The following is a 25,152-nucleotide window of genomic DNA, read 5'->3' as shown; positions in this document are numbered from 1 at the left end:
TGGGGCCGGGCCGTTCAGGCTGATTAACGCCCACTTAATTATGTACCGGCGGGTATTGGAACCATTCATGCGGACCCCTATCTAATCCATCCGAAGCCGTCGCCGTGGGCCGACGGCCTTGTTCGAACCGCCCACCGGCTGTCCCCGAGCCGACACAAAAAAGATCTAGGAGAAGTCCCCATGAAAAAGACGCTGATTGCTCTCGCTTTCGTCACCGCCGGCATGGCCGCCGTCCCCGCATTCGCGCAGACCGCGCCGACCGACAACAGCGGTTGGTTCGTCGGCGCCAAGGTCGGCCAAGCCAACCTCAACAAGGGCAACTACGACGGTAGCGATACTGGTTACGCGATCAACGGCGGCTACCGCTGGTCGGTCACGCCGAACACCGCGCTGGGCCTGGAGGCCGGCTACAACGACCTCGGCAACATCAAGCTGAAGAATGCGTTCAACAGCAATCCGGTCGTCTCCGATCCGAAGTCGAAGCTGCACGGCTGGACCTTCGGCGCGAACGGCAAGTTCAACTTCACGCCGAACTGGTACGCCACGGCCCGCGCCGGCATCTACCAGTGGAAGGGTCACGGCATCAGCAACGACCAGAATCCGCTGTACCGCAGCCTGGACAAGACCGACTGGTACGGTGGCGTCGGCTTCGGCTATGACTTCACCAACAACTTCAGCCTGGGCCTGAACTACGACTACTACCAGGCCAAGAAGGATCATCTGAATCTGAGCACCAACCTGGTGTCGGTCGGTGCCGAATACCGGTTCTGATCCACAGGCGCGACGGACCGGCCTCGGCATGTCGCCGTGGCCGGTCGACACCGCACGCAACACGGACGGGCGCCGCGCAAGCGGTGCCCGTCTGCGCATGAACGGCCTTTTCCGACACGCGGGCGCGATCCGGCTATACTCCGCGCCCCTTGTCGGCAGACAAGACCGCACTACACAACGACGGAACGGCATCCTGAAGCGATTCAGGACCACACCGTCCTCGGCAGCGACTTCGTCGATGCGCGCCACAGCACATCGATGACGCAGCCACCCTCGCGCAACGGCCTCGTGCCGGACGCGAACCATTCATCACCACAGGAAGGAACTCCACGATGAACAAGAAAATCCTCGCTCTCGCCCTGATCGCATCCTGCGCCGCCATTCCGGCCGTCAGCATGGCCGCACAGCCGGGCGATGGCGCCTTCATCAGCGTGCAGGCCGGTCAGTCCCGCCTGCAGGGCATGAGCGCCACCAACGACACCGACACCGGCTACGGCCTGGACGTGGGTTACCGCTGGGCGCTTTCGCCGATGGCGCAGGTCGGCTTCGAAGTCGGCTATCTGAACCAGGGCACGTTCACCGACGACTATTTCGGCAGCCGCGTCAACGCCAAGGTCCACGGCGCCAAGGCCGGCGTGAACGCCAAGTTCAACTTCACGCCGAACTGGTTCGTGATGGTCCAGGGCGGCTACTTCGACGCGCGCAACAAGATCAGCGTCGATAGCGGCAACCTGAGCTACAGCGACAACAAGAGCAAGGGCACCTGGTACTCCGGCGTCGGCTTCGGCTATGACTTCAGCAACAACACTAGCCTGAGCCTCAACTACAACTACATCGACGACAAGTACAACGACCAGGGCACGCACCTGGACCTGAGCAGCGACCAGGTCGCGGTGCGCTTCGAAGCCCGCTTCTGAGCTATCGCTGGGCTGTGCGACCATTGCACACGCGGATCCAGAGTACGGGGCGGGAGAACCTCCCCGTACTCTGCGTTGAATGTATGCATCACTCTGCTTAGCATGGGCTGATCGCGAAACCTTGCAAGCCTTTATAGGCCCTAAAGGAAATTTCAAAGAAGAATAAGGAAATCCTCTTGAACAGAAAAATTATCGTCATCGCCCTGCTATGCACGGGCAGTTGTTCAGCAACCGCGGCGCAAGCCGAGAATCCAAGCGGCTGGTTCGTCAATACAGGCGTAGGCACTGCGCACTACGACGCTAAGATCAACGGCTACAAGATGGGCGGCAATGATTCGCACTCCAGCTTCCAAGTGAACGCAGGCTGGCGATGGGAAGCCATCGGCGTAGAAGCCGGTTACGTGAGTCTCGGCAGTATCACCCAGTCGCTACAGTCGAGCGACTTCGCCAGCTATCCGTACAGTACGCCTTACCGCTCAGACAAAACCAAATTGTCCGGCGATGGCTGGACACTGGGCCTGAACGGCCACTTCAACCCCACCGAAAAGTGGTATGTCTCCGCACATGGTGGCTTGTTCATGTGGAAAGGCCACGAAAGCATGACGCTGGTACCCATCACCGGTACGACAGAACATTACTCGTATGACACCCGGTCTACCGACTGGTACGCCGGTGTTGGCACCGGTGTGGATTTCACCCGACACATCAGCCTGGGTGTGAACTTCGATTACTACAAGATGAAGAAAGGTCGGCTGGACATCGGTAACCGCGTGTATTCGGTGAATCTCGAATACCGGTTTTGAGTCCGACGCTATATCGCGCCCGTGCGAGAACGACGGCCTTGAATGAGGGCCACCGTTTTCGTGAATCTTTTCGACAACCGATTCTGAAGTTGCTGCCTTCAATCCGCTGACAAGAAAACGGGCGCCCTCGCGGCGCCCGTTTTCTTGTCAGCGGCACGTCTCCCCTCTAAAATATTCGCGCCGTCACGGAGTGGACGGAACTCGGCGCAAGGCCGGGGTTTGAAGGAACTCAATCATCAAGGGGATGACATGTTCAACAAGAAAATCACGGCGCTCGCGCTGCTGTGCGCGGGTGCGTGCGTGGCGTCCAGTGCGCAGGCCAAGAATCTCACCGGCTGGTTCGTGAATGCCGGAGCGGGCAGCGCCCACTATCACGCCACCGTCAACGGCATGGATGCCGGCAGCGAATCCGACACCAGCTTCCAGTTCAACGCCGGCTGGCGTTCGCAGTTCATCGGTGTGGAAGCCGGCTACGTCGATCTGGGCAGCGTGTCCGGGCATGCCAGCTACTACTACGATCCGAACCAGTCGCTCGGCTACAGCTCCATCCGCAACAAGCTTTCCGGCGACGGCTGGACGCTGGGTCTGAACGGCCATTTCAACCCGACCGACCAGTGGTACATCTCGGCGCGCGGCGGCCTGTTCATGTGGAAGCTGCACTACAAGGAGACCGACACGCCGATCAGCGGCTCGGAGCAGCACTACGGCTACAGCACGCAGTCGATGGACTGGTATGCCGGCGTCGGTACGGGCGTGGATTTCACGCGCCACACCAGCCTGGGCCTGAACTTCGACTACTACAAGATCAGCAAGGACGGCGTGGATATCGGCAATCGCGTCTATACCGTCAATTTCGAGTACCGCTTCTGATCGACACGCATCCATGCGCGATGCCAGCAAAAAGGGCGGCCTGCGGGCCGCCCTTTTTCTTCATGCAATGCGTGAGTGAACCCGCCGGATGCGATCAGCCTTCCCACTGACCCAGCGCGGCCAGACCGTTCTCGCGGGCACGCTGCGCCACGGTCTTCTGCGCGGCGGCGTAGTTGCCGCGCATGTCCTCGCCCCACAGCTTCAGCGCGGCCTGCTGCATGGCGCGGCCGTAGGAGAACGACAGCGGCCACGGATGCGGACCCAGCTGGTTCATCGCGTTCAGGTGCGCGGTAGCGTCCTCGTCGGACTGGCCGCCGGACAGGAACACGATACCCGGCAGCGTGGCCGGCACGGTGGACTTCAGGCAGCGCACGGTGGCCTCGGCCACGTCCTCGCGGCTGGCCTGCTGCTCGCAGTTCTTGCCCGAGATGACCATCGACGCCTTCAGGATCGTGCCTTCGAGCATGATGTTGTGCTCGTACAGCGCGCCGAACAGGCTGCGCAGCGTGGCCTCGGTGACTTCGTAGCACAGGTCGATGTCGTGGTTGCCGTCCATCAGCACTTCCGGCTCGACCATCGGCACCAGACCGGCTTCCTGGCACAACGCGGCGTAGCGCGCCAGCGCGTGGCAGTTGGCCTCGATGCAGGTGGAGCTGGGGCTGTCCTCGTCGATGCCGATCACCGCGCGCCACTTAGCGAACTGCGCGCCCAGCTTAGCGTACTCGGCCAGACGCTCGCGCAGCCCGTCCAGCCCCTCGGTGACCAGCTCGCCCGGAAAGCCGGCCAGCGGCTTGGCGCCCATGTCGACCTTGATGCCGGGAATGATGCCGGCCTCGCGCATCACGCGCGTGAACGGCACGCCGTCCTTGGTGGACTGGCGCAGGGTCTCGTCATACAGGATCGCGCCGGAGATGTGATCGCCGAGGTCCGGCGTGGTCAGCAGCATCTCGCGGTAGGCGCGGCGGTGTTCCTCGGTGTTCTCCACGTTCACCGACTCCAGCCGCTTGCGGATGGTGCTGGTGGATTCGTCGATGGCGATGATGCCCTTGCCGGGCGCGACCATCGCCTGCGCGATGCTTTCCAGATCTTCGATGCTCATGACGACTCCGTCGGTGTGACTGCGGTCAAACCGCTTGGCAACGTGGGCACCACCAGTGATGGTGGGGAAAGGCGCGGATTATAGGCCAGAACGTCGCCATTCTCGACCTTCCGGACGACCGATCTCGCCGCCGCCGCCGCGAGGCGTCAGCCGTTGTCGTAGCCCGGCAGCTTGCACTGCGCCAGCAGGGCGGCGCGGGCGGCGGGGTCGGAAGGCATGTTGAAGCGCACGATGTAGTAGGTCGACACCGGCACGCTGGCGGTGTTGTCGTCGCTGGGCGCGTAGCGGAAATTGCGCACCAGGCTGACCGCGATCGAACCGAAATCGCTGTCCGCAGGCACCACCTTGCGCGCCTTCAGGTTCCGCGGCACGCCGTCGCTGCCGATCATGTAGCTGACCGCGGCGCAGCCCGGCTGGTCGAGCTTGCGCCCGACGTTCGGCACCTGGCCGTCGACCTCGCTCTTGGTCATGTTCCAGTAGCCGGGCAGCCGGTCCGGCGCGACCGTGCGCGTCTGCGCGAAGGCCGGCGTCGCGAACAGGCCGACGCAGAGCAGCGTCAGGAACGTGGAAGTGGTGCGATGCATGGCGTGCCTCCGGCAGGAAATTTCCGGTCCCAGTCTAGCGCGCGGCGCGGGCGTCGACGGGGATCGGGAGACGGTTCTTCACAGGTCCTTCAGGCTCTCGGCGATGCCCTGCTCGCCCACGTGCAGCAGCTTGAGCGTGTTGGTCGCGCCGCCGTGACCGGTGTGGTCGCCGTGGGTGAGGATCACGCGATCGCCTGCGTCCAGCTTGCCCAGCTCGAACAGGCTCTGTACCGCGGCGCGCGCCGAATGCGCAGGGTCCATGCGGCCGTGATCGAAGGCGATCGGCTTGACGTCGCGCAGCACCAGCATGCGTCGGCGCGCCTCGGCACTGGGCGACAGCGCGTAGATCGGCACCGCGAAACGGTAGCGCGACAGCCACTGCGCGGTGGCGCCCGATTCGGTCAGCGCGACGATGGCGCGCACGCCCAGGCGCGCGGCCAGGAACACCGCCGCCAGCGCGATGGCCTGATCGCTGCGGTCCAGGTTGTGCGATTCCGCGCGCAGGTCGTCCTGCGGCTCGAACTGACGCTCGGCGCCGAGACAGATGCGGCGCATGGCCTGCACCGCCAGGTCCGGATGCGCGCCGGCCGCGGTTTCCTGCGACAGCATCACCGCGTCGGTGCCGTCGATGACGGCGTTGGCCACATCCAGCACCTCGGCGCGGGTCGGGATCGGCGCCTCGACCATCGACTGCAGCATCTGCGTCGCGGTGATGACGGCGCGGTTCAGACGCAGCGCCTCGCGGATGATCTTCTTCTGCAGACCCGGCAGCTCGGCGTCGCCGATCTCCACGCCCAGATCGCCGCGCGCCACCATGACCACGTCCGAGGCCTCGATGATCTCGGCCAGTACCGGAATCGCGTCGGCACGCTCGATCTTGGACACCAGCGAAGCCTCGCCGCCGGCCTCGCGCAGCAGCCGACGCGCCTCGTGCATGTCCTGTGCGGTGCGCACGAAGGACACGGCCAGGAAGTCGGCGCCGATCTCGGCGGCCAGCTTGATGTCGGCCTTGTCCTTGTCCGACAGCGCATCGACGCTGAGGCCGCCGCCCTGGCGGTTCAGGCCCTTGCGGTCGGACAGCTTGCCCGGCACCGACACGGTGGTGTGAATCTCGGTGCCGTCGACGTGCCGGACTTCGAGCGCGACCAGACCGTCGTCCAGCAGCAGGATGTCGCCCTCGGACACGTCGTTGGGCAGGCCCAGGTAGCTGCAACCCACGCGCGTGGCGTCGCCGGACGGCGCATCGTCGCGGCAGTCCAGCACGAAGGCGTCGCCTTCCTTCAACTGCACGGGGCCGTCGGCGAAGCGCTCGATGCGGATCTTCGGACCCTGCAGATCGGCCAGCACGCCGACCTCGCGACCGACTGCGGCGGACACGCTGCGCACCGCGGCGGCGCGCTTGCGATGATCGTCGTGCGTGCCGTGCGAGAGGTTCAGGCGAACGACGTCCACGCCGACTTCGAGGATGGCCTCGAGCATGCCGGGCGCGTCCGTGGCGGGACCGAGGGTGGCGACGATCTTGGTGCGGCGAATCTGTTGAGTCATGGAACTGTCCTGCGGATCGGCCGGTGGTGCGCCGGCCTTGCTGCGTGATGATTCGGAAACGGACGGCTCAGCGCAGCGCGGCGTTGAGCACGGCGCCCAGGCGCACGCCGGCGGCTTCCAGCTGCGTGCGCACCACCGGCCAGGCCTTGGCCTGATACCCCTGCTCCCAGTCGCCGACGCGGCGCTCGGGCAGGTCGGCGTAGGCGACGTCGCGCGCCAGGGTGTGCGCCTGATCGGACCAGCGCACGGCCTCCGCGTCGATGTCCTTGTCGGCATGCGCCGGCGTCCAGCGCGCGCGCTGCGCGGCGCCGATGGCGTCGTCCATGCCCACGGCGATCTTGCGCGTGGCGGCGTGATCGAAGCTGTAGTCCGGCTGCATGCGCAGACCGGTGGCCTGCTCCAGGATGCCGGTGTCCCAGATCCGGTGCAGGTTGGTCTGCTCGCCGAAATAGACCAGTTTGACGGTGTTGCCGCCCTTGTCGTCGTGGTCGTTGTTGTGCAGCGGCTGATGGATGTCGCCGACCAGATGCACGACCCACTTCAGCGCTTCCAGACGCACCTTCGGCGAAGCCTTGCGGTCGGCCAGCACGCGCACGTAGTGCGGCAGCTTGGTGACGATGCAGTCGCCCTGCGGGCAGTCGCGGCGGCGGTTGTAGTCGGGCGCGCGCAGCGGGATGTCGACGTAATGCCAGGGGCCGGTCTCGGGATGATCGCGGCGGATCTCGTCGGGCCAGGACGACACCTGATCCAGGCGTGTCTTGCCTTCCAGCGCCAGCAGCTGATGGACTTCCGCGGCGGCCGCAGGCGTCAGGTGACGCTGGGCGATGTCGGCGACGATGGCATGCCCTTCCGGGCCCCAGCCGAACGCAGCCGGTGCGGCCAGCAACAGGCCCGCGACCACGGCGAGCAAACGAAGGCGACTGAACATGATGGACGGGATCGCATGGGAGACAAGTGGTCGATTATTGCACAGCCCCGTGACGACGCCGCGTCCCCGTTCAGTGCACCACCTGCCCCTCCGCATCGGTCACGCGCACGTCCACCGCGACGCCTTCGCGCACGCTCTGGGTGACGATGCAGAAGTCCTCGAACTGCTCGAGAATCCGTGGCAGATGTTCCAGCGAGTCGGCCGCGTCGGACAGATGCAGGTCGACCGCCACATGCGCCACCCGCCAGCGCCCCTGGTCGTTGCGCTCCATCGTAGCCTTGGCCTCGGCGCGCAGCGGCCCCGGCTCGTTCTTGAACTTGCGCAGGGCGAACAGCAGGCTCGCGGCCAGGCAGTTCGCCACCGCCGTGACCAGCAGCCGCGACGGATTCGGTCCGGCGTCGCCGCCCAGCGGCGCGGATTCGTCGGTGATCAGATCCGGCACCGACGTCTCGTCGAAACGCACGCGGAATTCGTAGTGGTCGATCTGTTCCAGCGACAGACCGAACGTCTGCGTCTCACTCATGCCTCGTCCTCCTCGACGACGGTGCCGGGCAGGCGCGGGTGCTCGCCCTGGCGATGCAGCCAAGCGTAGTACAGCAGCGGAATCACCAGCAGCGTCAGCACCGTCGACACCAGGATGCCGAAGATCAGCGACACCGCCAGTCCCTGGAAGATCGGATCGTCGAGGATGAAGAAGCCGCCCAGCATCGCCGCCACGCCGGTCAGCACGATGGGCTTGGCGCGCACCGCGGCGGCGTCGATCACCGCCTCGCTGAGCGGACGCCCCGCGCTGACGGACTGATTGATGAAGTCGATCAGCAGGATCGAGTTGCGCACGATGATGCCGGCCAGCGCGATCATGCCGATCATCGAGGTGGCGGTGAACTGCGCGCCCAGCAGCGCATGCCCCGGCATCACGCCGATCACGGTCAGCGGAATCGGCGCCATGATGATGAGCGGCACCACGTAACTGCGGAACTGACCGACCACCAGCAGGTAGATCAGGATCAGACCCACCGAGTAGGCGATGCCCATGTCGCGGAAGGTCTCGTAGGTGATCTGCCACTCGCCGTCCCACTTCACCGCGTAATGCGTCGTGCTGGGCGGCTGGTCGATGAAGTACTGCGACAGCGTGTGGCCGTCGATCTTGCTGTCGTCCAGCTTGCCGACCAGCGAAAACATGCCGTACAGCGGGCTGTCGGTGGCGCCGGCGTCGTCGCCGGTGACGTAGGCGTAGGGCAGCAGGTCCTTGTGGTAGATCGCCTTCTCCCAGTCGGCCTTGCGCACCGAGACCACTTCCGACAGCGGCACCAGCTTGCCGTCGCGGGCGCGCACCCGCAGCGACAGCAGATGGCTGAGCGAGGCCTGATCGGCCGCCGACAGACGCAGGCGCACCGGCACGGCATAGCGCGCGTGGCCGTCCATCACGTAGGTCGCGTCCTCGCCGGACAGCGCCGTGCGCAGGGTCTGCGCGATGGCCGCCTGACTCAGACCCAGCCGCGCGGCCCGTTCGCGATCCACCACCACGATGTCGCGCGGCGAATCGGCTTCGACGCTGGTGTCGACGTCGACGATGTCCGGATTGGCCTTGAAGTCCTTCTCCAGCCCCAGCGCCACCTTGCGCACGGCGGTGTAATCCGGTCCGTAGACCTCGGCCACGATGGGCGCCATCACCGGCGGTCCCGGCGGCACCTCGACCACCTTCAGCGACGCGCCGTAGCGCTGGGCGATCTTCTGCAGCGCCGGCCGCACGGCCAGCGCGATGGCATGGCTTTGACGATCGCGCTCGTGCTTGTCGACCAGTTCGACCTGCAGGTCGCCGACGATCGGACCGCGCCGCAGGTAGTACTGCCGCACCAGTCCGTTGAAGGTGATCGGCGAGGCCGTGCCCGCATAGCCCTGCCAGGACTTCACTTCCGGCACCTTGGCGATCACCCGCGACAGGTCGCCGAGCAGCGCGTTGGTGGTCTCCAGCGTGGTGCCCTCGGGCATGTCGACCACGATCTGGAATTCGGACTTGTTGTCGAACGGCAGCATCTTCAGGATCACCGCCTCGACCACCACCAGACCGGCCGCGGCGAGCACCAGCGCGCCCATCGCCGCGAACAGCAGCCGCCGTCGGCGCGCGGCGCGCTCGCCGGCCACGAACGGATGCATCAGACGATGGAAGAAGCGGTGCAGGCGGCTGCCCTTGGGCGCGGCCGCGTGATGATCGCCGTCGCCGTCTGCGGACGACTCGTGCCGGTGATGCCGCAGCAGTTTCAGCGCCAGCCACGGCGTCACGATCAGCGCCACCGCCAGCGACAGCAGCATGCCGGCCGAGGCGTTGATCGGGATCGGCCGCATGTACGGACCCATCAGACCGGACACGAAGGCCATCGGCAGCAGCGCCGCGATCACCGTGAAGGTGGCCAGGATGGTCGGCCCGCCGACTTCCGACACGGCCTCGGGAATCGCCTGGCGCAGACTGCGGCCGCCCAACGCCATGTGCCGGTGGATGTTCTCCACCACCACGATGGCGTCGTCGACCAGGATGCCGATGGAGAAGATCAACGCGAACAGCGACACGCGGTTGATGGTGAAGCCCATGCCCCACGAGGCGAACAGCGTCAGCATCAACGTGATGATGACGGCGCTGCCGACCACGATGGCCTCGCGCCAGCCCAGCGTCAGCAGCACCAGCAGCACCACCGACAGCGTCGCGAAGATCAGCTTGTGGATCAGCTTGTCGGCCTTGTCGGTCGCGGTGCGGCCGTAGTCGCGCGTCACCGTGACGTGCATGTCGTCCGGAATCACCACGCCGCGCAGCGACTTCAGCCGTGCGCGGATGGCCTCGGTGATGTCGGCCGCATTGGTGCCGGCCTTCTTGGCCACGGCGATGGTCACCGCCGGGGCGGAGCCGGTCGCCGGGCCGGCACGGCCCTTCGGCGTGCCGTACCACACGTAGCTGGATGGCAGATCGGCGCCGCGATGGATGCTGGCGACGTCGGACAGGAACACCGGCTGGCCGTGGTGCAGGCCGATCACCAGATCGCGAATCTGATGCGCGTCGGCGAGGAAGGTGCCGGCGGTGACCGGCACGTCGCGGTTGTTCGTCACCCGATCGCCGGCCTGGGTGACCAGGTTGGCCGCCTTCAGCGCCGAAGCCAGATCGTCGATGGACAACCCGTACGAGGCCAGCCGCGCGGGATCGAGCTGCACCACGACCGCCCGGTCGGGCGCGCCGATGGTGTAGACGTCGCGCGTGCCCTTGATGCGCTTGAGCACGGTTTCCAGCGAATGCGCGACTTCGGCCAGCTGGGTCGGGCTCTGATGCGGGTCGTCGCTCCACAGCGTCAGCCCCATCACCGGCACGTCGTCGATGCCCATCGGCCGGATCAGCGGCTGCCCGACACCCAGCCCCTGCGGCACGAAATCGCGGTTCTGGAAGACCTGGTTGTACAGCCGCACGATGGCGGTCTGCCGCGGCACACCGACCTTGAACTCGACCGTGATCATGGCCATGCCGGGACGGCTGACCGAATACACGTGCTTGATGCCCTGCAGCTCGGAGAGCTTCTTCTCCAGCGGATAGGTCACCAGGTTCTCGACGTCGTGCACGTCGGCGCCGGGGAACGGCACCATCACGTTGGCCATGGTGACGTCGATCTGCGGCTCTTCCTCGCGCGGCGTGATGATCGCCGCGGTCAGGCCCAGCAGCAGCGCGGCCAGCGCCAGGATCGGCGTCAACGGCGAATTCTGGAAGGCGCGTGCGATGCGCCCGGAGAAGCCCAGCCCGCTCTTCATGTCTTCGGCTCCGTGCGTTCACCGGACAGGTAACGCGCCGCGGCGGCCGGATCGGTGACCACGCGCTGGTTCGGCGTCAGGCCCGACACGACTTCGACCCGCGTGCCGAAGCGCTCGCCCACGCGCACCTGCAGCAGACGCACGTCCTGACCTTCCAGCACGTACACGCCGGTCATCTCGCCCTGGTGCCAGAGCGCGTCCATCGGCACCAGCAGACGCTTGGTGTCGCCGACCGCGAAGGCCACCTTCACGGTCATTCCCGGATACAGCGTCGCGTGCGAGCCGTCCAGTTCCAGGCGCACGTTGAAGGTGTGCGTCTTCGGGTCGGCATACGGAAACACGATGACTTTGCTCGCCGCCAGACGCTGGCCGTCGCCGAGCAGAAGTTCCGCATGCTGATGACGGCGGATCGCCTCGACCGCACTCTGCGGCACCTGCACGGTGACGCGCAGATCGTTCAGCGATTCCAGCCCGATCAGCGGCTGCGGCGACGGCGGACCGGCCTGCACGGCCTCGCCCACATGCACGTAGCGACGCGTGACGATGCCTGCGTACGGCGCGCGGATGACGGTGTAGTCGACCTTCTGCCCAGCCTCGCTGTACTGCGCCTGCGCCGCGTTCAGCGCCGCCTGCGCGGCATCGCGTTGCATGCGCGCCTGGTCCAGGTCCGCCTGCGCGATGAGGCCCTTCGAGAAGATTTCGGCGATGCGCTTGTAGTGCGCGTCGGCGTTGCGCAGGCTGGCGCGCGCCGAGGCGATCTGCGCCTGCGCGGCGCGACGCGCCGACTGCTGCTCGACGTCGGTGAAGCGCACCAGCACGTCGCCCTTGGCCACGGTGTCGCCAACGTCGTGCGGCAGTTCCAGCACGCGCGCGTTGGTCTGCGCGGTCAGCGTGACTTCGTTGACCGCCTCGACCACGCCGTCCCAGACCTGCTCGCGGTGCGCGGTCTCCGACTTCACGGTGACGGTGGGCAACGAGGGCGCGCGCTGCTGCGCCGTCTGCGGCGAGGTCTTGTCGCCACAGCCGGCCAGCGCGGTCAGCAACAGCGCGGCGAGCGCGAGTCGAGTGCTGCGGATCATCGGTCGGTTCCTTTGCATCATGCGTTCATGCAGGCCGCGGACGGCCGTCGGTCTGCGTCCGGCTCAGCGCGGAAACGCGCAGCCGGCTTTCAGGCCCAGCTTGCGCAGGATCATCGCCAACGGGCAGAACCCGGTGAACGAGGCCTGCAACAGGTTGGCGCCGACGAACAGCGTCAGCAGCAACCACCACGGCGAGACGAAATGCGCCAGCGCCACGCTCACCAGCACCACGGTGCCGGCGAACCCCATCACCACGCGATCGATGTTCATCGGTGTTCTCCTCGAAACGAATGCATCACTTGGGCGCCTTCAGGCGCAGGATGCCCAGCGCCTTGAGCACGTATTTCTCGTACACCGGCTCGGTGTTGCCGGTGCGCACCTTGCGCAGGTAGTACTTCTCGAACGCGACCTTGGCCAGATGCACCCACTTGCCGACCTTGGCCCACGTCACGTTGCGCGGCGGAATCTGCGGTAGCGCCACGAACGCCACGCCGGTATCGCCCATGTCGGCCAGGCAGATCGCGTTCCAGGTGGCGCGGGTGTCGGCCGGACCGCCGTGGATGTCGTCGCGGATGTTGTGCGCGATGGCGGTCACCATCGACTCGATCATGAAGCCGGTCTTGGGCGCGCCGGTCGGCACCGGCGTGGCCTCGACCGGCGGAATCGCCACGCAGACGCCGGCCGAGAAGATGTTGCGGAAATTCGGGTTGCGCTGATGCGCGTCGATCAGCACGAAACCGCGCGGATTGACCAGGCCCTCGACGCCGCGCACCGCGTCCACGCCAAGGAACGCCGGCAGCATCATCGAGTAGGCGAACGGCAACTCCTTCTGTTCGACCACCTGCCCCTGTGCGTCGATCTGCTCGACCTTCATCGTGCCGTCGGCAATCTCGGTGACGCGCGCGTTGGTGATCCAGTGGATGTGGCGCTGGCGCATCTCGCGCTCCATCAGGCCCTTCGAGTCACCCACGCCGCCCAGGCCCATGTGACCGATGTACGGCTCGGACGTGACGAAGGTCATCGGCACGCGGTCGCGCAGTTTGCGCTTGCGCAGGTCGGCGTCGACGATCATCGCGAACTCGTAGGCCGGGCCGAAACAGCTGGCGCCCTGCACCGCGCCGATCACGATCGGCCCCGGATGATCGAGAAACTTCTGGTAGTTCGCCCACGCTTGCTCGGCATGCGCCGTGGTGCAGATCGACGCGGTGAAGCCGCCCTCGGGTCCGAGTCCCGGCACTTCCGCGAAGGCCAGCTTCGGGCCGGTGGCGATCACCAGGTAGTCGTAGTCCACACGGCGTCCGTCGCTCAGCAGCACGTGATTCTCGGCCGGATGCACCGAAGCGGCCGGTACGTCGATGAAGCCGATGTCGCGGCGTTCCAGCGGCTCGCTCATGTCGATCTGGATGTCGTCGGGCTTGCGCCAACCCACCGCCACCCACGGATTGGATGGCGTGAAGCTGAAGCGCGGGCCGTCGCCGATCACCGTGATCTCGTGCGTCTTGCCCAGCTCGGCACGCAACTCGTATGCCGCCGCCGTGCCCCCGATACCTGCACCCAACACCACGATCTTGGCCATGATTCGATTCCTCCGCCTCCGCGTCATCGCGGACTCTGGTTGTTCGCGCGGGCCGCTGTTCGCATGCCCTCGCGCCATGGGATGAATTCTAATTTAGCTTTTACTTATTTAGCAAGCGTGATAAATTCCCCGCGTCGCCGCTGCCGATCCAACGTACGCGAGGAACACCCCATGGGCCTGCCCGAGAATTTCGACCCAACCCACATGCAAGAACGCGCCAACGAAGCGGCGCGACTGCTGAAGACGCTGGGCAACCCGCAACGCTTGCGCCTGCTGTGCCTGCTGGTCGACGGCGAGCGCTCGGTCGGCCAGCTCAACGAGGAACTGCCGGAACTGAGCCAGTCGGCGCTGTCGCAGCATCTGGCGCGTCTGCGCGAAGACCGGCTGGTGCGTACGCGCCGCGAGTCGCAGTCGATTTGGTACGCGCTGGAAAGCGGTCCGGCGCAACGAATCATCGCCACGCTGTATGGCATCTACTGCGCGCCGGACGCGGAAGCCAGCCTGTGCACACCGGTTTCCGGACGCGAATGAATCCACCCCTGCCCTTCGGAGCACGCATGAACGACTTCCACTTCGCCCCCAATCAATGCCGTCCCGGCGCTGGCGCCTACTGCGGCGGCCAGCCTAGCGAGGAACAGCTCGCCGCGTTCGCCCGCGAGGGCGGGCAGTGCGTGGTCAACCTGCGCCCGCAGGCCGAACAGGGCGACTGGAACGAGGCTGCCGCGGTGCAGGCACAGGGCATGACGTATGTGCACATTCCGGTCGCCAACCCCGACGACCTGACCCGCGCCGCCGCCGCCAGGCTGGCCGAGGCGATGCAGCAGCACGAAGCCAGCCGCATGCTGGTGCATTGCGCCAGCGGTCAGCGCGTGGGCGCCCTGGTCGCGCTGAAAGCCGGCTGGATCGACGGCCTGTCGGTCGAGGATGCCGTGGCGCATGGGCGCGAGGCCGGACTGGACCGTCTCGAACCCGTCGTGCGGGCGAAACTGCAGGCCGGCTGAACCCTGCGGACGTCTTATGACCGCACGGGGTGAGCGCGCGGTCCATTCCGGCTAAAATGGCCCTCTGCGCGACCCGCTCCCGGGCCGTATCCGCCTTCACCGCATCAGAGGAAGTTGCTCCATGGCCATCAAGGTTGCCATCAACGGCTACGGCCGCATCGGTCGGAATGTGCTGCGCGCGCTCTACGAGAGCGGACGCACGAACGAGATCCAGATCGTCGCCGTCAACGACCTCGGCGATGCCGAGACCAACGCGCACCTGACGCAGTACGACACCGCGCACGGCAAGTTCCCGGGCGAAGTGAGCGTCGAAGGCGGCGATCTCGTCGTCAACGGCGACCGCATAAAGGTCTGCGCCGAGCGCGATCCGTCCAAGCTGCCGTGGGGCGCGATGGGCGTGGACGTGGTGCTGGAATGCACCGGCCTGTTCACCACCAAGGAAAAGGCCGGCGCGCACATCGCCGCGGGCGCGAAGAAGGTCATCATCTCCGCGCCGGGCGGCAGCGACATCGACGGTACCTTCGTCTACGGCGTCAACCACGACCAGCTGACCGCCGACCATCAGGTCATCTCCAACGCCAGCTGCACCACCAACTGCCTGGCGCCGCTGGCCAAGGCCCTGAACGACGGCATCGGCATCGTGCACGGCCTGATGACCACGATCCACGCCTACACCAACGACCAGGTGCTGACCGACGTCTTCCACAAGGACCTGCGCCGCGCCCGCTCGGCGACCATGAGCCAGATTCCGACCAAGACCGGTGCCGCCGCCGCGGTCGGCCTGGTGCTGCCGGAACTGAACGGCAAGCTGGACGGCTTCGCCATGCGCGTGCCGACCATCAACGTGTCGGTCGTCGACCTGTCCTTCGTCGCCGCGCGCGAGACCACCAAGGAAGAAGTCGACCAGGTCGTGAAGGCCGCCGCCGACGGCCCGCTGAAGGGCATCCTGGCGGTCAACACCAAGCCGCTGGTGTCGGTCGACTTCAACCACAACCCGGCCTCCTCGACCTACGACGCCACCCAGACCCGCGTCATGGACGGCACCCTGGTCAAGGTGCTGTCGTGGTACGACAACGAGTGGGGCTTCTCCAACCGCATGCTGGACATGACCAAAGCACTGATGGCGGCCAGCTGAGTCCGGGGATCTGCCTCGACAGACAAGGCAACGTCCCATCCCCAAAAGCCCGCATGTTCTGACATGCGGGCTTTTTGTCGACCGCGCGTCGCTCGCTGAACGACAGGCACGATAGACTCGAAAGCCCCCGCGACCACAGCATGCGCTCATGGCCATTCTCTTCCTGCCCGGCATCAAGGGCTCCGAACTCGTCGACACCTACCCGCTGGACTGGCCCCGACGCTGGTCGCTGGAGGACATGGTGATCGGCGACATCATCGAGAATCCGCTCGACTTCGCCCTCACCGAAGGCCGCTATGACGCCCACGACGGGCACTGGATGCGGCCTTCGCGCCTGATCCACTACGCCTACGGTTCGATCATCGACAAGCTGCGCGCGTGGCAGAAGCCGGAGCCGGTCTATGCGCTCAGCTACGACTGGCGCAAACCGCTGGAACTGTCCGCCGCGAATCTGGTGCGGGCCATGCACGAGATCGCCGGTCGCGAGCAGGCCGCCGGTCGCTCGCCGGAATTGAAGTTCGTCACCCACAGCCTGGGCGGGCTGCTGCTGCGCTCCGCCTTGGCTCTGCGCAACGCGCGCGATCCGTTCGACGGTATTGGCCGCGTGGTGTTTATCGCGCCGCCGTTCCGCGGCGCGATCGGCGCGCCCTATGCGCTGGTGGTGGGCGAGAAGGACGGCTGGTTCGGCACCGACGAAGACTATCGCCGCATCGCCCGCACCTTCCCGTCCGTGTACCAGATGACGCCGTCCTGGGCGCAGGCCGCGGTGGACGAGAACGGCCGCGACGTCGACCTGTTCGATCCCGCGAACTGGCAGGCCAACGTGCGCGACAACAGCGAATTCCAGCCGTCCTTCCTGCGCGACGCCGAAGCCTTCATCCGCGGCCGCCGCGCACGTCAGAACGGCAGGAGCACCGCGCCCATGCTGAGCGATGCGGCGCTGGCGCGCGCCGCCGACAAGGTGCTGGTGCTGTGCGGCGCCGGCCTGCCGACACACCACACGCTGCCGGTACAGACGCAGAACACCCGCAACCCGAACTGGTTCGATTTCGCGCATGCCGTCGCCGACCGCCACGGCGACGGCCGCGTGCATGTCCTCAGCGCCGCGATCAAGGGGGTGACGCTGGCGGCCTTCGGCGATGCCGGCGAACACGCGCTGCTGTGCCGCAACGAGCGCGTCACCAACCTCACCTCGCTGTGGCTGGAAGGCAAACGCGCGCTGCGCATGACGCGACGCGGCCCACAGCATTCCGTGGACCGCGCGGGACGCAGCTATTTCGAGCCGTGGGACGGCACGCCGTCCAGCTTCGACGCACACATCGCCTGATCGCGATGCGGCGCGTCCGGAGTTCAGCGCAGCGCCGCCAGCGCGGCGTCGTAGTCCGGCTCCTCGGCGATCTCGCCGACCAGCTGGGCATGGATCACCTGGTCCGACGCGTCCAGCACCACCACGGCGCGCGCGGCCAGACCGGCCAACGGGCCTTCGGCCAGCACGACGCCATAATCGTTGAGGAACGCACGGCCGCGCATCGTCGACAGCATGGCCACGTGGTCCAGGCCTTCGGCGCCGCAGAAACGCGCCTGCGCGAACGGCAAGTCGGCCGAAATGCACAGCACCGCGGTGTCGTCGAGATCCGACGCCAGTTCGTTGAAGCGGCGCACCGAGGCGGCGCACACGCCGGTGTCGACGCTGGGGAAGATGTTCAGCACCTTGCGCTTGCCGGCGAAGGCGTCCAGGCCGACGTCCTGCAGGTCCTTGTTGACCAGCGTGAAGGCGGGCGCGTGCTGGCCCTTGGACGGAAACGCACCGTCGACGCGGATCGGCTGACCCTGGAACGTGACTTCGGACATGCTGCACCTCGTGAGGGAATGAAAAACCAGCCCTCAGGATAACGCAGCCGAGGCCCGCGCCGACGGCGTTCGCGACGCGCCGTTCAGATCGCCTTCGAATAGCGTGCGCGCTTGTCGCCGCCGTGCAGATAGGCGTCGAAGCACATCGCGATGTGGCGTATCAGCAGCCGCCCTCGCGGGGTCACGCGCACGCACGCGCTGTCGACCACGGCCAGACCATCCGCCACCAGCGGCGCCAGGCGTTGCAGGTCGTCGGCGAAGTAGGCGTCGAAACGCAGATCGTGACGCGCGCCGAACACGGCCTTGTCGACCTCGCCGTGGCACATCAGCTCGCCGATCAGCTCGCGGCGGATCAGGTCGTCCGTGGTCAACTGCAACCCGCGCACCACCGGCAGATGACCGGTGTCCAGCGCGCTGTAATACGCGGCCAGATCGCGCGCGTTCTGGCTGTAGGTCGAACCGATGCGGCCGATCGAACTGACGCCCAGGCCGACGATGTCGCAGTCGCCGTGCGTGGAATAGCCCTGGAAGTTGCGCTGCAGCGTGCCGGCGCGCTGCGCCTTCGCGAGATCGTCGTCGGCGCGGGCGAAGTGGTCCATGCCGATGTAGACGTAGCCGGCCTCGGTCAGTCGCTCCAGCGTGCGCCCGAACAGCGCCAGCTTGGTCGATGCATCCGGCAGCGCTTCGCGCTCGAGTCGCCGCTGCGCCTTGAACAGCTGCGGCAAATGCGCGTAGCTGTAGGTCGCGATGCGATCGGGCTGCAACGCGATGACCTGATCCAGGGTGTGCGTGAACCGCGCCACGGTCTGGTGCGGCAAACCGTAGATCAGATCCACGCTGATCGAACCGAAACCGTGTTCGCGGCCGGCGCGCATGATGGCGGCGACCTGGGCCACGCTCTGCACGCGGTTGACCGCGCGCTGCACCTCGGGATCGAAATCCTGGATGCCGATCGACATGCGGTTCATGCCCGCCTCGCCCAGACCGCGGATGTAGTCGACGTCGACATAGCGCGGATCGATCTCGATGCCGAACTCGCGGTGCGCATCGCCGCTCAGGTGGAAGTGGCTGCCCAGCACGTGCAGCACCTCGCGCATGCGCGGCAGATCGAGAAAGTTGGGTGTGCCCCCGCCGAAATGCAGTTGCCGCACCACCCGGTCGCGGTCGAACAACGGCGCGGTCAGCTCGATCTCGCGGTACAGGCGTTCCAGATAGGCGTCGGCGCGACCGATGTCGCGCGTGATGATGCGATTACATCCGCAGTAGAAGCACGGACTGAAGCAGAACGGCACATGCACGTACAGCGACAGCGGACTGGGGATCGGCTCCTCGTTGGAAATCTGGATCGCCGTGCGCAGGGCCGTCTCGTCGAAACTGTCGACGAAGTGCGGCGCGGTCGGGTAGCTGGTGTAGCGCGGACCGCTGGTGTCGTACCGCGCGATCAGCTCGGGATCGAATACGGGAGCGTCGGAGGCGTTCATCATGGGGCGCAGTCTGCGCCCGCAGCTCCGCGGCGATCTTGACTCTGATCAAGTCCGGACGCGAACGCCGTCCGCATCGTGTCCCGATGCGGACGGCGCGGGATTCAACGCAGCGGCGCGACCGTCTGTTCGATGGCGCCGAAGATGCTCTTGCCGTCGTTGTCGGTGATCTCGATGCGCACGCGGTCGCCGTACTTCAGGAACGGGGTCTTCGGTTCGCCGTCGCGCAGTTTCTCCACCGTGCGCTGCTCGGCCAGGCACGAAGCGCCCTTGGACGTGTCCTGGTTGGCGATGGTGCCGGAACCGACGATGGCGCCGGCCGACAGCGGACGGGTCTTGGCCGCGTGCGCGACCAGCTGGCCGAAGTCGAACTGCATGTCGACGCCGCACTCGGCCTCGCCGAACCACGCGCCGTTGATCCAGGTGCGCATCGGCAGGTGCAGCTTGTGGCCCTGCCAGGCCTCGCCCAGCTCGTCCGGCGTGACGAACACCGGCGACAGCGCCGAACGCGGCTTGGATTGCAGGAAGCCGAAGCCCTTGGCCAGCTCGCCCGGAATCAGGCCGCGCAGCGACACGTCGTTGACCAGGCCGATCAGCTGGATGTGCTCGGCGGCTTCGGACGGCGAGGCCGCCATCGGCACGTCGTCGACCACCACCACGACCTCGGCCTCCAGATCGATGCCGTAGTCCTCGCTGGGCACGACGATGTCGTCGCGCGGTCCGAGGAAGCCGGCGCTGGTGGCCTGGTACATCAACGGATCGGTGTAGAAGCTCTCCGGCACCTCGGCGCCACGCGCCTTGCGCACGCGCTCGACATGCGGCAGGTAGGCGCTGCCGTCGAGAAACTCGTAGGCGCGCGGCAGCGGCGAGGCCAGCACGGTCTCGTCGAGATCGAACGCGCCGTCGGCCTTGCCTTCGTTCAGCGCATCGTAGAGCGCGTTGAGGCGCGGCGCGGCGTTGGACCAGTCTTCCAGTGCGGCCTGCAGCGTCGCGGCGATGCCGTCCGCCTTGACGGCGCGGGTGAGGTCGCGGCTGACGACGATCAGGGTGCCGTCGCGGCCGCCGGCTTTCAGGGAACCGAGTTTCATCGCGAATCCTTTTTTCTGGGTGTGCGTGCGGCGCTCAGGGCGCCTTGAAATGCTTCTTGAGGTCTTGCCAGCAGCGGTAGTAACCCGACTGCAGCCGCGGCGACTGCAGCGCCTGGCGCGTCGGATGGATCACCGCGCGGGTCTCGAACATGAAGGCCATGGTATCGACGATGTGCTGCGGCTTCGACGTGTCGCCGGCCGAGGCCTTCTCGAAACTGGCCGCGTCGGGACCGTGCCCGCTCATGCAGTTGTGCAGCGACGAACCGCCCGGCACGAAACCGTCATTCTCGTCGCCGGCTTCCTTGGCGTCGTACTCGCCGTGCACCAGGCCCATGTACTCGCTGGCGACATTGCGGTGATACCACGGCGGACGGAAGGTGTCCTCGGCCACCAGCCAGCGCGGCGGGAAGATGGCAAAGTCCATGTTCGCCGTGCCAGGCGTGTCGCTGGGCGAGGTCAGCACGGTGAAGATCGACGGGTCCGGGTGGTCGTAGCTGATCGAGCCGATGGTGTTGAAGCGGCGCAGATCGTAGCGATACGGCGCGTAGTTGCCGTGCCAGGTCACCACGTCCAGCGGGTGATGACCGAGCGCGGTGCGCCACAGCTGGCCCTGGAACTTGGCGACCAGCTCGAACGCGCCCTCTTCGTCCACGTAGGCCGCGACCGGCGTCTCGAAGTCGCGCGCGTTGGCCAGGCCGTTGGAGCCGATCGGCCCCAGCTCCGGCAGACGCAGCATGGCGCCGAAGTTCTCGCAGACGTAGCCGCGTGCGCTGCCGTCGGGCAGCGTCACCGCGAAGCGCACGCCGCGCGGGATCACCGCGATTTGCTGCGGCTCGACCTCCAGCACGCCCATCTCGGTGGCGATGCGCAGCCGGCCGGCCTGCGGCACGATCATCAGCTCGCCGTCGGCGTCGTAGAAGAAGCGGTGGTGCATGTCGCGGTTGGCGGCATACAGATGAATGCCGATGCCGTTCTGCGCCGCCGGGCCGCCGTTGCCAGCCATGGTGAACAGGCCGTCGACGAAATCCGCCTCGCCCTCGGGCATCGGATGCGGCCCCCAACGCAGCTGGTTCGGCGAGGCTGGCGCCTCGTCGAAGCGGTTGTGCAGCGTGGCGTGCGCCAGCGGCTCGAACGGCGGATGCATCGCCGCGGGCCGGATGCGGTACAGCCAGCTGCGGCGGTTCACGTGACGCGGCGCGGTGAACGCCGTGCCGGACAGCTGCTCGGCGTACAGCCCGTGCGCGACGCGCTGCGGCGAGTTGCGGCCCTCGGGCAACGCGCCAGGCACCGCCTCGGTGGCGAACTCGTTGCCGAAACCGGTCTGATATTTCAGCGATGTAGTGTTCATGCGGTGAGCTTCCTTCCGCGCCCGCGGGCGCACTGGATTGAACGGAAAACCATCGACGTGCGTTGCGGCCCTGCTCCGGCCCGCTTACTCTTGAAACCGGCTGGCGGCCGGGGGGCCGCGCCACAACGAAGCAAGGGGAGAACACGATCCATGAATGACGACCGTAGCGCCATCGTGCGCGAACTCAGCACGCCGCTCGCCGGCGCCAAGGGATGGATGAAGTTTCTCGGCATCATGTTCATCATCCAGGGTGTCTTCACCGCCTTGTCGATCGTGGGCATTCTGATCGCCTGGTTGCCAATCTGGATCGGCGTGCTGCTGAATCAGTCGGCCGGTGCGCTCGAGCGTGCCCATGCGTCCGGCGATGAAGCGGCGTTCCGCATGTCGCTCGACAAACTGCGCAGCTACTTCGTGATCCAGGGCGTGCTGATGCTGATCGGCATCATCCTGGGCGTGCTGATGATCCTGTTCTACGGCGCTGTGATCGCCGCGATGATCAGCAGCGGCAAGTTCCACTGAGCCATGCGCGGTGCGCGGGCCCATCGCCTGCGCACCGCCTGCGCGACCTCGCTCAGAGCACGCCGCGCTTCATCTGGTCGCGCTCGATGGACTCGAACAGGGCCTGGAAATTGCCCTCGCCGAAGCCTTCGTTGCCCTTGCGCTGGATGATCTCGAAAAAGATCGGGCCGATGCAGTTCTGCGTGAAGATCTGCAGCAGCAGGCGCTTCTTGGTCTCCGGATCGGCGTCGATGAGAATCTTGTTCTTGGCCAGACGCGGGACGTCCTCGCCGTGGCCCGGAATGCGCTGGTCGATCACCTCGAAGTAGGTGTCCGGCGTATCCAGGAATTCCATGCCGGCCGCGCGCATCTTCTCCACCGTGGCGTAGATGTCGTCGGTGAAGCAGGCGATATGCTGGATGCCCTCGCCGTGGTACGCGTCCAGATACTCGTTGATCTGCGACTTCGGGTTGTCCGACTCGTTCAGCGGGATGCGCACGATGCCGTCCGGCGCGGTCATGGCCTTGGACACCAGACCGGTCTTCGCGCCCTTGATGTCGAAGTACTTGATCTCGCGGAAGTTGAACAGCTTCTCGTAGTAGTCCGACCACTTCGCCATGTTGCCGAAGTACAGGTTGTGGGTCAGATGATCGATGAAGGTCAGGCCGAAACCCTTCGGATCCTGCTCGGCACCCTCGATCGGGCTGAAGTCGCCGTCGTAGATGCTGCCGGCGTCGCCGTAGCGATCGATCAGGTACAGCATGCAGTCGCCGATGCCCTTGACCACCGGCGCGTTCACCGCCTTGGAGGCTTCCTTGTGTTCGACCGCCTCGCCGCCGTTGCCGAGCACGGTCTGATAGACCTCGCTGGCCGGCTTCTGGAAGCGGATCGCGAAACCGCAGGCGCACGGGCCGTGCTGGGCCGCGAAGTCGGCGGCGAAGGAATCCGGATCCTCGTTCACCAGCAGGTTCACGCCGCCCTGGCGGTACACCGTGATCGGACGGCGGTTGTGGCGCAGCACGGCGGTGAAGCCCATGCGCTCGAACAGCGCATGCAGCTCGGCCGCCTGCGCGCCCGGCGCGGCGAATTCGACGAACTCGAAACCGTCGATGCCCATCGGGTTCTCGAACGTGGTGACCTGCATGCCGAGATTGGGTTGTGCGTTCATGGGACGGCTCCTCCGTGTTCTGTAAGTGGCTGGCGCCCGCCGCACGATCCGTCGGTCGCAGGCTTGCGCATCGCAGACCGTCGTTATAGTTTCATCTGTAACCATTTGCAAGGCGCAACGCCGCATGACCGAACACGCCCCGTTGAAACTGGAACGGTTTCTGCCCTACCGGCTGTCGATCCTGTCGAACACGGTCAGCCAGGCGATTGCCCGCGAATATCAGCAGGAATTCGGCCTGTCGATGACCGAATGGCGGGTCATGGCGGTGCTGGCGCGCTTCGAGCCGCTGTCGGCGCGCGAGGTGGCCGAGCACACGGCAATGGACAAGGTCGCGGTCAGCCGCGCGCTGTCGCGCCTGGTCGACGCCGGCCGCGTCGACCGCGAACGCCACGACGGCGACCGCCGCCGCTCGGTGCTACGTCTGAGCGAAGAAGGTTGGCGCGTGCACGATGCCGTCGCGCCGCGCGCACGCAAGCATGAACGCGAGATGCTGGCGCAGCTGACGACCGAGGAAATCGACGTGCTGGCGCGCATCCTGGACAAGCTCGCGCCGGTCTAACTCTTCCTGCCGCCGCCGGAAGCCTTCACGCTGGACGCGGACGCGTGCGATGGCACAGGTCGGCATCCGCGCATGCATCTGAACCAGGCTGCGCCGTGCGGATAGTCCAGCGTCATGACGAAGTGCCGGAACAGATTGGCGCCGGCCGAACCGTCGACGCGTCGATCGGTGTACTGCGAGATACCCTGATGGAAATTGACGTCGGCGCGCTCCGTGAACCACACCGGGCCGACGCGCCAACCGGCGACATCGACCTCGGGCACTTCGATCATGCGGGTGGCATGGCCCGGCCCGAACAGATCGTCGCCGTCCGCCACCACGCGCCAGTCCGGATGCTCGCGATGCCAGCGCTCCAGCACGCTGCTGACGATGTAGGACGTCACGCCGATGCCCTGCGCCGTCGTGGGCTCGTGGCTGGCGCGTTTGCCCGCCGCCGTCGGCTTGCCGGTGGCGCCGGTGTCCAGCAGCAGGTCCAGCGGCCGGCCATCCACGCGGATGCGCAGACGCGGGAAACCGGTGGCCCAGCCGTGGCCGTTGCGCACGTGGCCGAGCGTTGTCCGATGCGCGTCCGAGCGGGGTTTCCAGTCCGCAGCCTCTCGCCACAACCGCTGTCCGGGGTAATCGAACGTCCAGACATGCCCAGGCAGGTATCCCGCCCCCAGCGTGCCGTCCACGCCGGTACCCCGTCCGATGCTTGTCGAGACCAGCGCCGCCGAATCGCAAGGCGTATGGCGGGACGCAGGCCAGCCCTTGCCTGGCACGAAAGGCACCGAACGGATCACGTTCAGATGCGCCTCGCCCAGGGTGCACGAGGCCGTTGCCAGGCCCAGTCTCCGCACCGCCGCGGCATCGACGACATACCACCCGCTGCCGCCGGCGCCGCCGCTGTCGACCAGGAGCTTGAGATGGCCGCCTCCCCGCAGCGTGCCATCCACGTAGACATGCCCCGCCTCGTAGACCGTCGGCATCAAATAGCGCGAAGCGCCGGCAGAACCGTGGCCGGCAAGCGCCGCCAGCAGCAGCAACGACATCATCCTTCACCCCCGTCCATCATCGGTCGCCGCC

The 25,152-nt window shown here is 66.4% G+C and carries 25 protein-coding genes; 10 read left to right on the top strand and 15 right to left on the bottom strand.

The features are described from left to right. The first annotated feature begins 180 nt into the window (after nt 1-180). The 4 genes from LF63_RS03125 (at nt 181) to LF63_RS03110 (ending at nt 3,361) form a co-directional block, all read left to right on the top strand. Nucleotides 181-771 (top strand): porin family protein, encoded by a 591-nt coding sequence (locus tag LF63_RS03125; RefSeq protein WP_043099565.1) that lies wholly within the window; start codon nt 181-183, stop codon nt 769-771. A gap of 332 nt (nt 772-1,103) precedes the next feature. Next, nucleotides 1,104-1,688, top strand: coding sequence for a porin family protein (locus tag LF63_RS03120; RefSeq protein WP_043099563.1), 585 nt, complete (start codon nt 1,104-1,106; stop codon nt 1,686-1,688). A 176-nt stretch (nt 1,689-1,864) separates the two neighbouring features. Next, nucleotides 1,865-2,491 carry a porin family protein gene (locus LF63_RS03115; RefSeq protein ID WP_043099561.1) on the top strand — a complete coding sequence of 209 codons (627 nt, stop codon included), beginning with the start codon at nt 1,865-1,867 and terminating at the stop codon, nt 2,489-2,491. A 249-nt stretch (nt 2,492-2,740) separates the two neighbouring features. After that, nucleotides 2,741-3,361: an outer membrane beta-barrel protein gene (locus LF63_RS03110; RefSeq protein ID WP_043099560.1), complete on the top strand. Its 621-nt coding sequence runs from the start codon at nt 2,741-2,743 to the stop codon at nt 3,359-3,361. A 94-nt stretch (nt 3,362-3,455) separates the two neighbouring features. On the opposite strand, the gene LF63_RS03105 is transcribed toward LF63_RS03110, so the two are convergent. The 9 genes from LF63_RS03105 to LF63_RS03065 form a co-directional block, all read right to left on the bottom strand. Continuing rightward, entirely contained in the window at nt 3,456-4,460 is a 1,005-nt protein-coding gene (locus tag LF63_RS03105; protein ID WP_043099558.1) for a class I fructose-bisphosphate aldolase, read from the bottom strand. 146 nt (nt 4,461-4,606) lie between these two features. Next, the gene (locus LF63_RS03100; protein ID WP_043099557.1) at nt 4,607-5,044 is read right to left on the bottom strand and encodes an energy transducer TonB; all 438 of its coding nucleotides are present in this window, start codon (nt 5,042-5,044) and stop codon (nt 4,607-4,609) included. Between the two features lie 78 nt (nt 5,045-5,122). Then, nucleotides 5,123-6,589 carry a pyruvate kinase gene (gene pyk, locus LF63_RS03095; RefSeq protein ID WP_043099556.1) on the bottom strand — a complete coding sequence of 489 codons (1,467 nt, stop codon included), beginning with the start codon at nt 6,587-6,589 and terminating at the stop codon, nt 5,123-5,125. Between the two features lie 67 nt (nt 6,590-6,656). Beyond that, nucleotides 6,657-7,517: a S1/P1 nuclease gene (locus LF63_RS03090; RefSeq protein WP_043099555.1), complete on the bottom strand. Its 861-nt coding sequence runs from the start codon at nt 7,515-7,517 to the stop codon at nt 6,657-6,659. Between the two features lie 70 nt (nt 7,518-7,587). Next, complete coding sequence (locus LF63_RS03085; protein ID WP_043099554.1) at nt 7,588-8,040, bottom strand: OsmC family protein; 453 nt, start codon at nt 8,038-8,040, stop codon at nt 7,588-7,590. After that, nucleotides 8,037-11,303 carry an efflux RND transporter permease subunit gene (locus tag LF63_RS03080; RefSeq protein ID WP_043099551.1) on the bottom strand — a complete coding sequence of 1,089 codons (3,267 nt, stop codon included), beginning with the start codon at nt 11,301-11,303 and terminating at the stop codon, nt 8,037-8,039. Before LF63_RS03080 ends, LF63_RS03085 begins: the two co-directional genes overlap by 4 nt. Continuing rightward, complete coding sequence (locus LF63_RS03075) at nt 11,300-12,382, bottom strand: efflux RND transporter periplasmic adaptor subunit (protein WP_043099549.1); 1,083 nt, start codon at nt 12,380-12,382, stop codon at nt 11,300-11,302. The genes LF63_RS03080 and LF63_RS03075 overlap by 4 nt, the downstream gene beginning before the upstream one ends. Nucleotides 12,383-12,445: 63 nt before the next feature. Beyond that, entirely contained in the window at nt 12,446-12,652 is a 207-nt protein-coding gene (locus LF63_RS03070) for a YgaP family membrane protein (RefSeq protein ID WP_043099548.1), read from the bottom strand. Nucleotides 12,653-12,677: 25 nt separating this feature from the next. Next, nucleotides 12,678-13,958, bottom strand: coding sequence for an NAD(P)/FAD-dependent oxidoreductase (locus tag LF63_RS03065; RefSeq protein ID WP_043099547.1), 1,281 nt, complete (start codon nt 13,956-13,958; stop codon nt 12,678-12,680). 171 nt (nt 13,959-14,129) lie between these two features. Between LF63_RS03065 and LF63_RS03060 the strand changes: the two genes are divergently transcribed. The 4 genes from LF63_RS03060 to LF63_RS03045 all read left to right on the top strand — a co-directional run bounded on the left by LF63_RS03060 (nt 14,130) and on the right by LF63_RS03045 (nt 17,421). After that, nucleotides 14,130-14,489 (top strand): ArsR/SmtB family transcription factor, encoded by a 360-nt coding sequence (locus LF63_RS03060; protein ID WP_043099546.1) that lies wholly within the window; start codon nt 14,130-14,132, stop codon nt 14,487-14,489. 26 nt (nt 14,490-14,515) lie between these two features. Next, on the top strand, nt 14,516-14,959 hold the full coding sequence (locus LF63_RS03055) for a protein tyrosine phosphatase family protein (RefSeq protein WP_052394624.1): 444 nt from the start codon (nt 14,516-14,518) through the stop codon (nt 14,957-14,959). Nucleotides 14,960-15,080: 121 nt separating this feature from the next. Beyond that, nucleotides 15,081-16,094 carry a type I glyceraldehyde-3-phosphate dehydrogenase gene (gap, locus tag LF63_RS03050; protein WP_043099545.1) on the top strand — a complete coding sequence of 338 codons (1,014 nt, stop codon included), beginning with the start codon at nt 15,081-15,083 and terminating at the stop codon, nt 16,092-16,094. A gap of 148 nt (nt 16,095-16,242) precedes the next feature. Next, the gene (locus tag LF63_RS03045) at nt 16,243-17,421 is read left to right on the top strand and encodes a lipase/acyltransferase domain-containing protein (RefSeq protein WP_043099544.1); all 1,179 of its coding nucleotides are present in this window, start codon (nt 16,243-16,245) and stop codon (nt 17,419-17,421) included. A gap of 23 nt (nt 17,422-17,444) precedes the next feature. Here LF63_RS03045 and tpx read toward each other — a convergent pair whose 3' ends face one another. The 4 genes from tpx to hmgA all read right to left on the bottom strand — a co-directional run bounded on the left by tpx (nt 17,445) and on the right by hmgA (nt 21,862). Next, entirely contained in the window at nt 17,445-17,945 is a 501-nt protein-coding gene (gene tpx / locus LF63_RS03040; RefSeq protein ID WP_043099543.1) for a thiol peroxidase, read from the bottom strand. 83 nt (nt 17,946-18,028) lie between these two features. Next, nucleotides 18,029-19,429 carry an oxygen-independent coproporphyrinogen III oxidase gene (gene hemN / locus LF63_RS03035; RefSeq protein ID WP_043099540.1) on the bottom strand — a complete coding sequence of 467 codons (1,401 nt, stop codon included), beginning with the start codon at nt 19,427-19,429 and terminating at the stop codon, nt 18,029-18,031. Between the two features lie 101 nt (nt 19,430-19,530). Further along, nucleotides 19,531-20,514, bottom strand: coding sequence for a fumarylacetoacetate hydrolase family protein (locus LF63_RS03030; protein WP_043099538.1), 984 nt, complete (start codon nt 20,512-20,514; stop codon nt 19,531-19,533). 34 nt (nt 20,515-20,548) lie between these two features. After that, the gene (hmgA, locus tag LF63_RS03025) at nt 20,549-21,862 is read right to left on the bottom strand and encodes a homogentisate 1,2-dioxygenase (protein WP_043099536.1); all 1,314 of its coding nucleotides are present in this window, start codon (nt 21,860-21,862) and stop codon (nt 20,549-20,551) included. A gap of 150 nt (nt 21,863-22,012) precedes the next feature. On the opposite strand from hmgA, the gene LF63_RS03020 reads away from it, so the two are divergent. After that, nucleotides 22,013-22,381, top strand: a complete 369-nt coding sequence (locus LF63_RS03020; protein ID WP_043099534.1) for a DUF5362 domain-containing protein — start codon at nt 22,013-22,015, stop codon at nt 22,379-22,381. 52 nt (nt 22,382-22,433) lie between these two features. Here the strand turns inward: LF63_RS03020 and hppD are convergent, their stop codons facing one another. Continuing rightward, nucleotides 22,434-23,528, bottom strand: a complete 1,095-nt coding sequence (gene hppD / locus LF63_RS03015; protein WP_043099533.1) for a 4-hydroxyphenylpyruvate dioxygenase — start codon at nt 23,526-23,528, stop codon at nt 22,434-22,436. A gap of 124 nt (nt 23,529-23,652) precedes the next feature. Between hppD and LF63_RS03010 the strand changes: the two genes are divergently transcribed. Further along, the gene (locus LF63_RS03010) at nt 23,653-24,087 is read left to right on the top strand and encodes a MarR family winged helix-turn-helix transcriptional regulator (RefSeq protein ID WP_043099531.1); all 435 of its coding nucleotides are present in this window, start codon (nt 23,653-23,655) and stop codon (nt 24,085-24,087) included. Here the strand turns inward: LF63_RS03010 and LF63_RS03005 are convergent. Continuing rightward, nucleotides 24,084-25,121, bottom strand: coding sequence for a hypothetical protein (locus LF63_RS03005; RefSeq protein ID WP_235205260.1), 1,038 nt, complete (start codon nt 25,119-25,121; stop codon nt 24,084-24,086). The genes LF63_RS03010 and LF63_RS03005 overlap by 4 nt on opposite strands. Between the last annotated feature and the right edge of the window lie 31 nt (nt 25,122-25,152).

The organism is Oleiagrimonas soli (assembly GCF_000761445.1).
In the GTDB taxonomy this organism is placed as follows: Bacteria; Pseudomonadota; Gammaproteobacteria; order Xanthomonadales; family Rhodanobacteraceae; genus Oleiagrimonas; species Oleiagrimonas soli.
Note: the sequence above shows the minus strand (reverse complement) of the source record. Positions and strands in the feature narration are given on the sequence as shown.

Coding starts and splice junctions, on each gene's coding strand:
- LF63_RS03070 (WP_043099548.1), bottom strand. CDS start 12,652: ATGAACATCGATCGCGTGGTGATGGGGTTCGCCGGCACCGTGGTGCTG.
- LF63_RS03090 (WP_043099555.1), bottom strand. CDS start 7,517: ATGTTCAGTCGCCTTCGTTTGCTCGCCGTGGTCGCGGGCCTGTTGCTG.
- LF63_RS03125 (WP_043099565.1), top strand. CDS start 181: ATGAAAAAGACGCTGATTGCTCTCGCTTTCGTCACCGCCGGCATGGCC.
- hemN (WP_043099540.1), bottom strand. CDS start 19,429: ATGATGAACGCCTCCGACGCTCCCGTATTCGATCCCGAGCTGATCGCG.
- LF63_RS03100 (WP_043099557.1), bottom strand. CDS start 5,044: ATGCATCGCACCACTTCCACGTTCCTGACGCTGCTCTGCGTCGGCCTG.
- LF63_RS03085 (WP_043099554.1), bottom strand. CDS start 8,040: ATGAGTGAGACGCAGACGTTCGGTCTGTCGCTGGAACAGATCGACCAC.
- LF63_RS03020 (WP_043099534.1), top strand. CDS start 22,013: ATGAATGACGACCGTAGCGCCATCGTGCGCGAACTCAGCACGCCGCTC.
- LF63_RS03060 (WP_043099546.1), top strand. CDS start 14,130: ATGGGCCTGCCCGAGAATTTCGACCCAACCCACATGCAAGAACGCGCC.
- hppD (WP_043099533.1), bottom strand. CDS start 23,528: ATGAACGCACAACCCAATCTCGGCATGCAGGTCACCACGTTCGAGAAC.
- gap (WP_043099545.1), top strand. CDS start 15,081: ATGGCCATCAAGGTTGCCATCAACGGCTACGGCCGCATCGGTCGGAAT.
- LF63_RS03030 (WP_043099538.1), bottom strand. CDS start 20,514: ATGAAACTCGGTTCCCTGAAAGCCGGCGGCCGCGACGGCACCCTGATC.
- LF63_RS03045 (WP_043099544.1), top strand. CDS start 16,243: ATGGCCATTCTCTTCCTGCCCGGCATCAAGGGCTCCGAACTCGTCGAC.
- LF63_RS03120 (WP_043099563.1), top strand. CDS start 1,104: ATGAACAAGAAAATCCTCGCTCTCGCCCTGATCGCATCCTGCGCCGCC.
- LF63_RS03005 (WP_235205260.1), bottom strand. CDS start 25,121: ATGATGTCGTTGCTGCTGCTGGCGGCGCTTGCCGGCCACGGTTCTGCC.
- LF63_RS03110 (WP_043099560.1), top strand. CDS start 2,741: ATGTTCAACAAGAAAATCACGGCGCTCGCGCTGCTGTGCGCGGGTGCG.
- LF63_RS03065 (WP_043099547.1), bottom strand. CDS start 13,958: ATGGCCAAGATCGTGGTGTTGGGTGCAGGTATCGGGGGCACGGCGGCG.
- tpx (WP_043099543.1), bottom strand. CDS start 17,945: ATGTCCGAAGTCACGTTCCAGGGTCAGCCGATCCGCGTCGACGGTGCG.
- LF63_RS03105 (WP_043099558.1), bottom strand. CDS start 4,460: ATGAGCATCGAAGATCTGGAAAGCATCGCGCAGGCGATGGTCGCGCCC.
- hmgA (WP_043099536.1), bottom strand. CDS start 21,862: ATGAACACTACATCGCTGAAATATCAGACCGGTTTCGGCAACGAGTTC.
- LF63_RS03075 (WP_043099549.1), bottom strand. CDS start 12,382: ATGATCCGCAGCACTCGACTCGCGCTCGCCGCGCTGTTGCTGACCGCG.
- LF63_RS03055 (WP_052394624.1), top strand. CDS start 14,516: ATGAACGACTTCCACTTCGCCCCCAATCAATGCCGTCCCGGCGCTGGC.
- LF63_RS03010 (WP_043099531.1), top strand. CDS start 23,653: ATGACCGAACACGCCCCGTTGAAACTGGAACGGTTTCTGCCCTACCGG.
- LF63_RS03080 (WP_043099551.1), bottom strand. CDS start 11,303: ATGAAGAGCGGGCTGGGCTTCTCCGGGCGCATCGCACGCGCCTTCCAG.
- pyk (WP_043099556.1), bottom strand. CDS start 6,589: ATGACTCAACAGATTCGCCGCACCAAGATCGTCGCCACCCTCGGTCCC.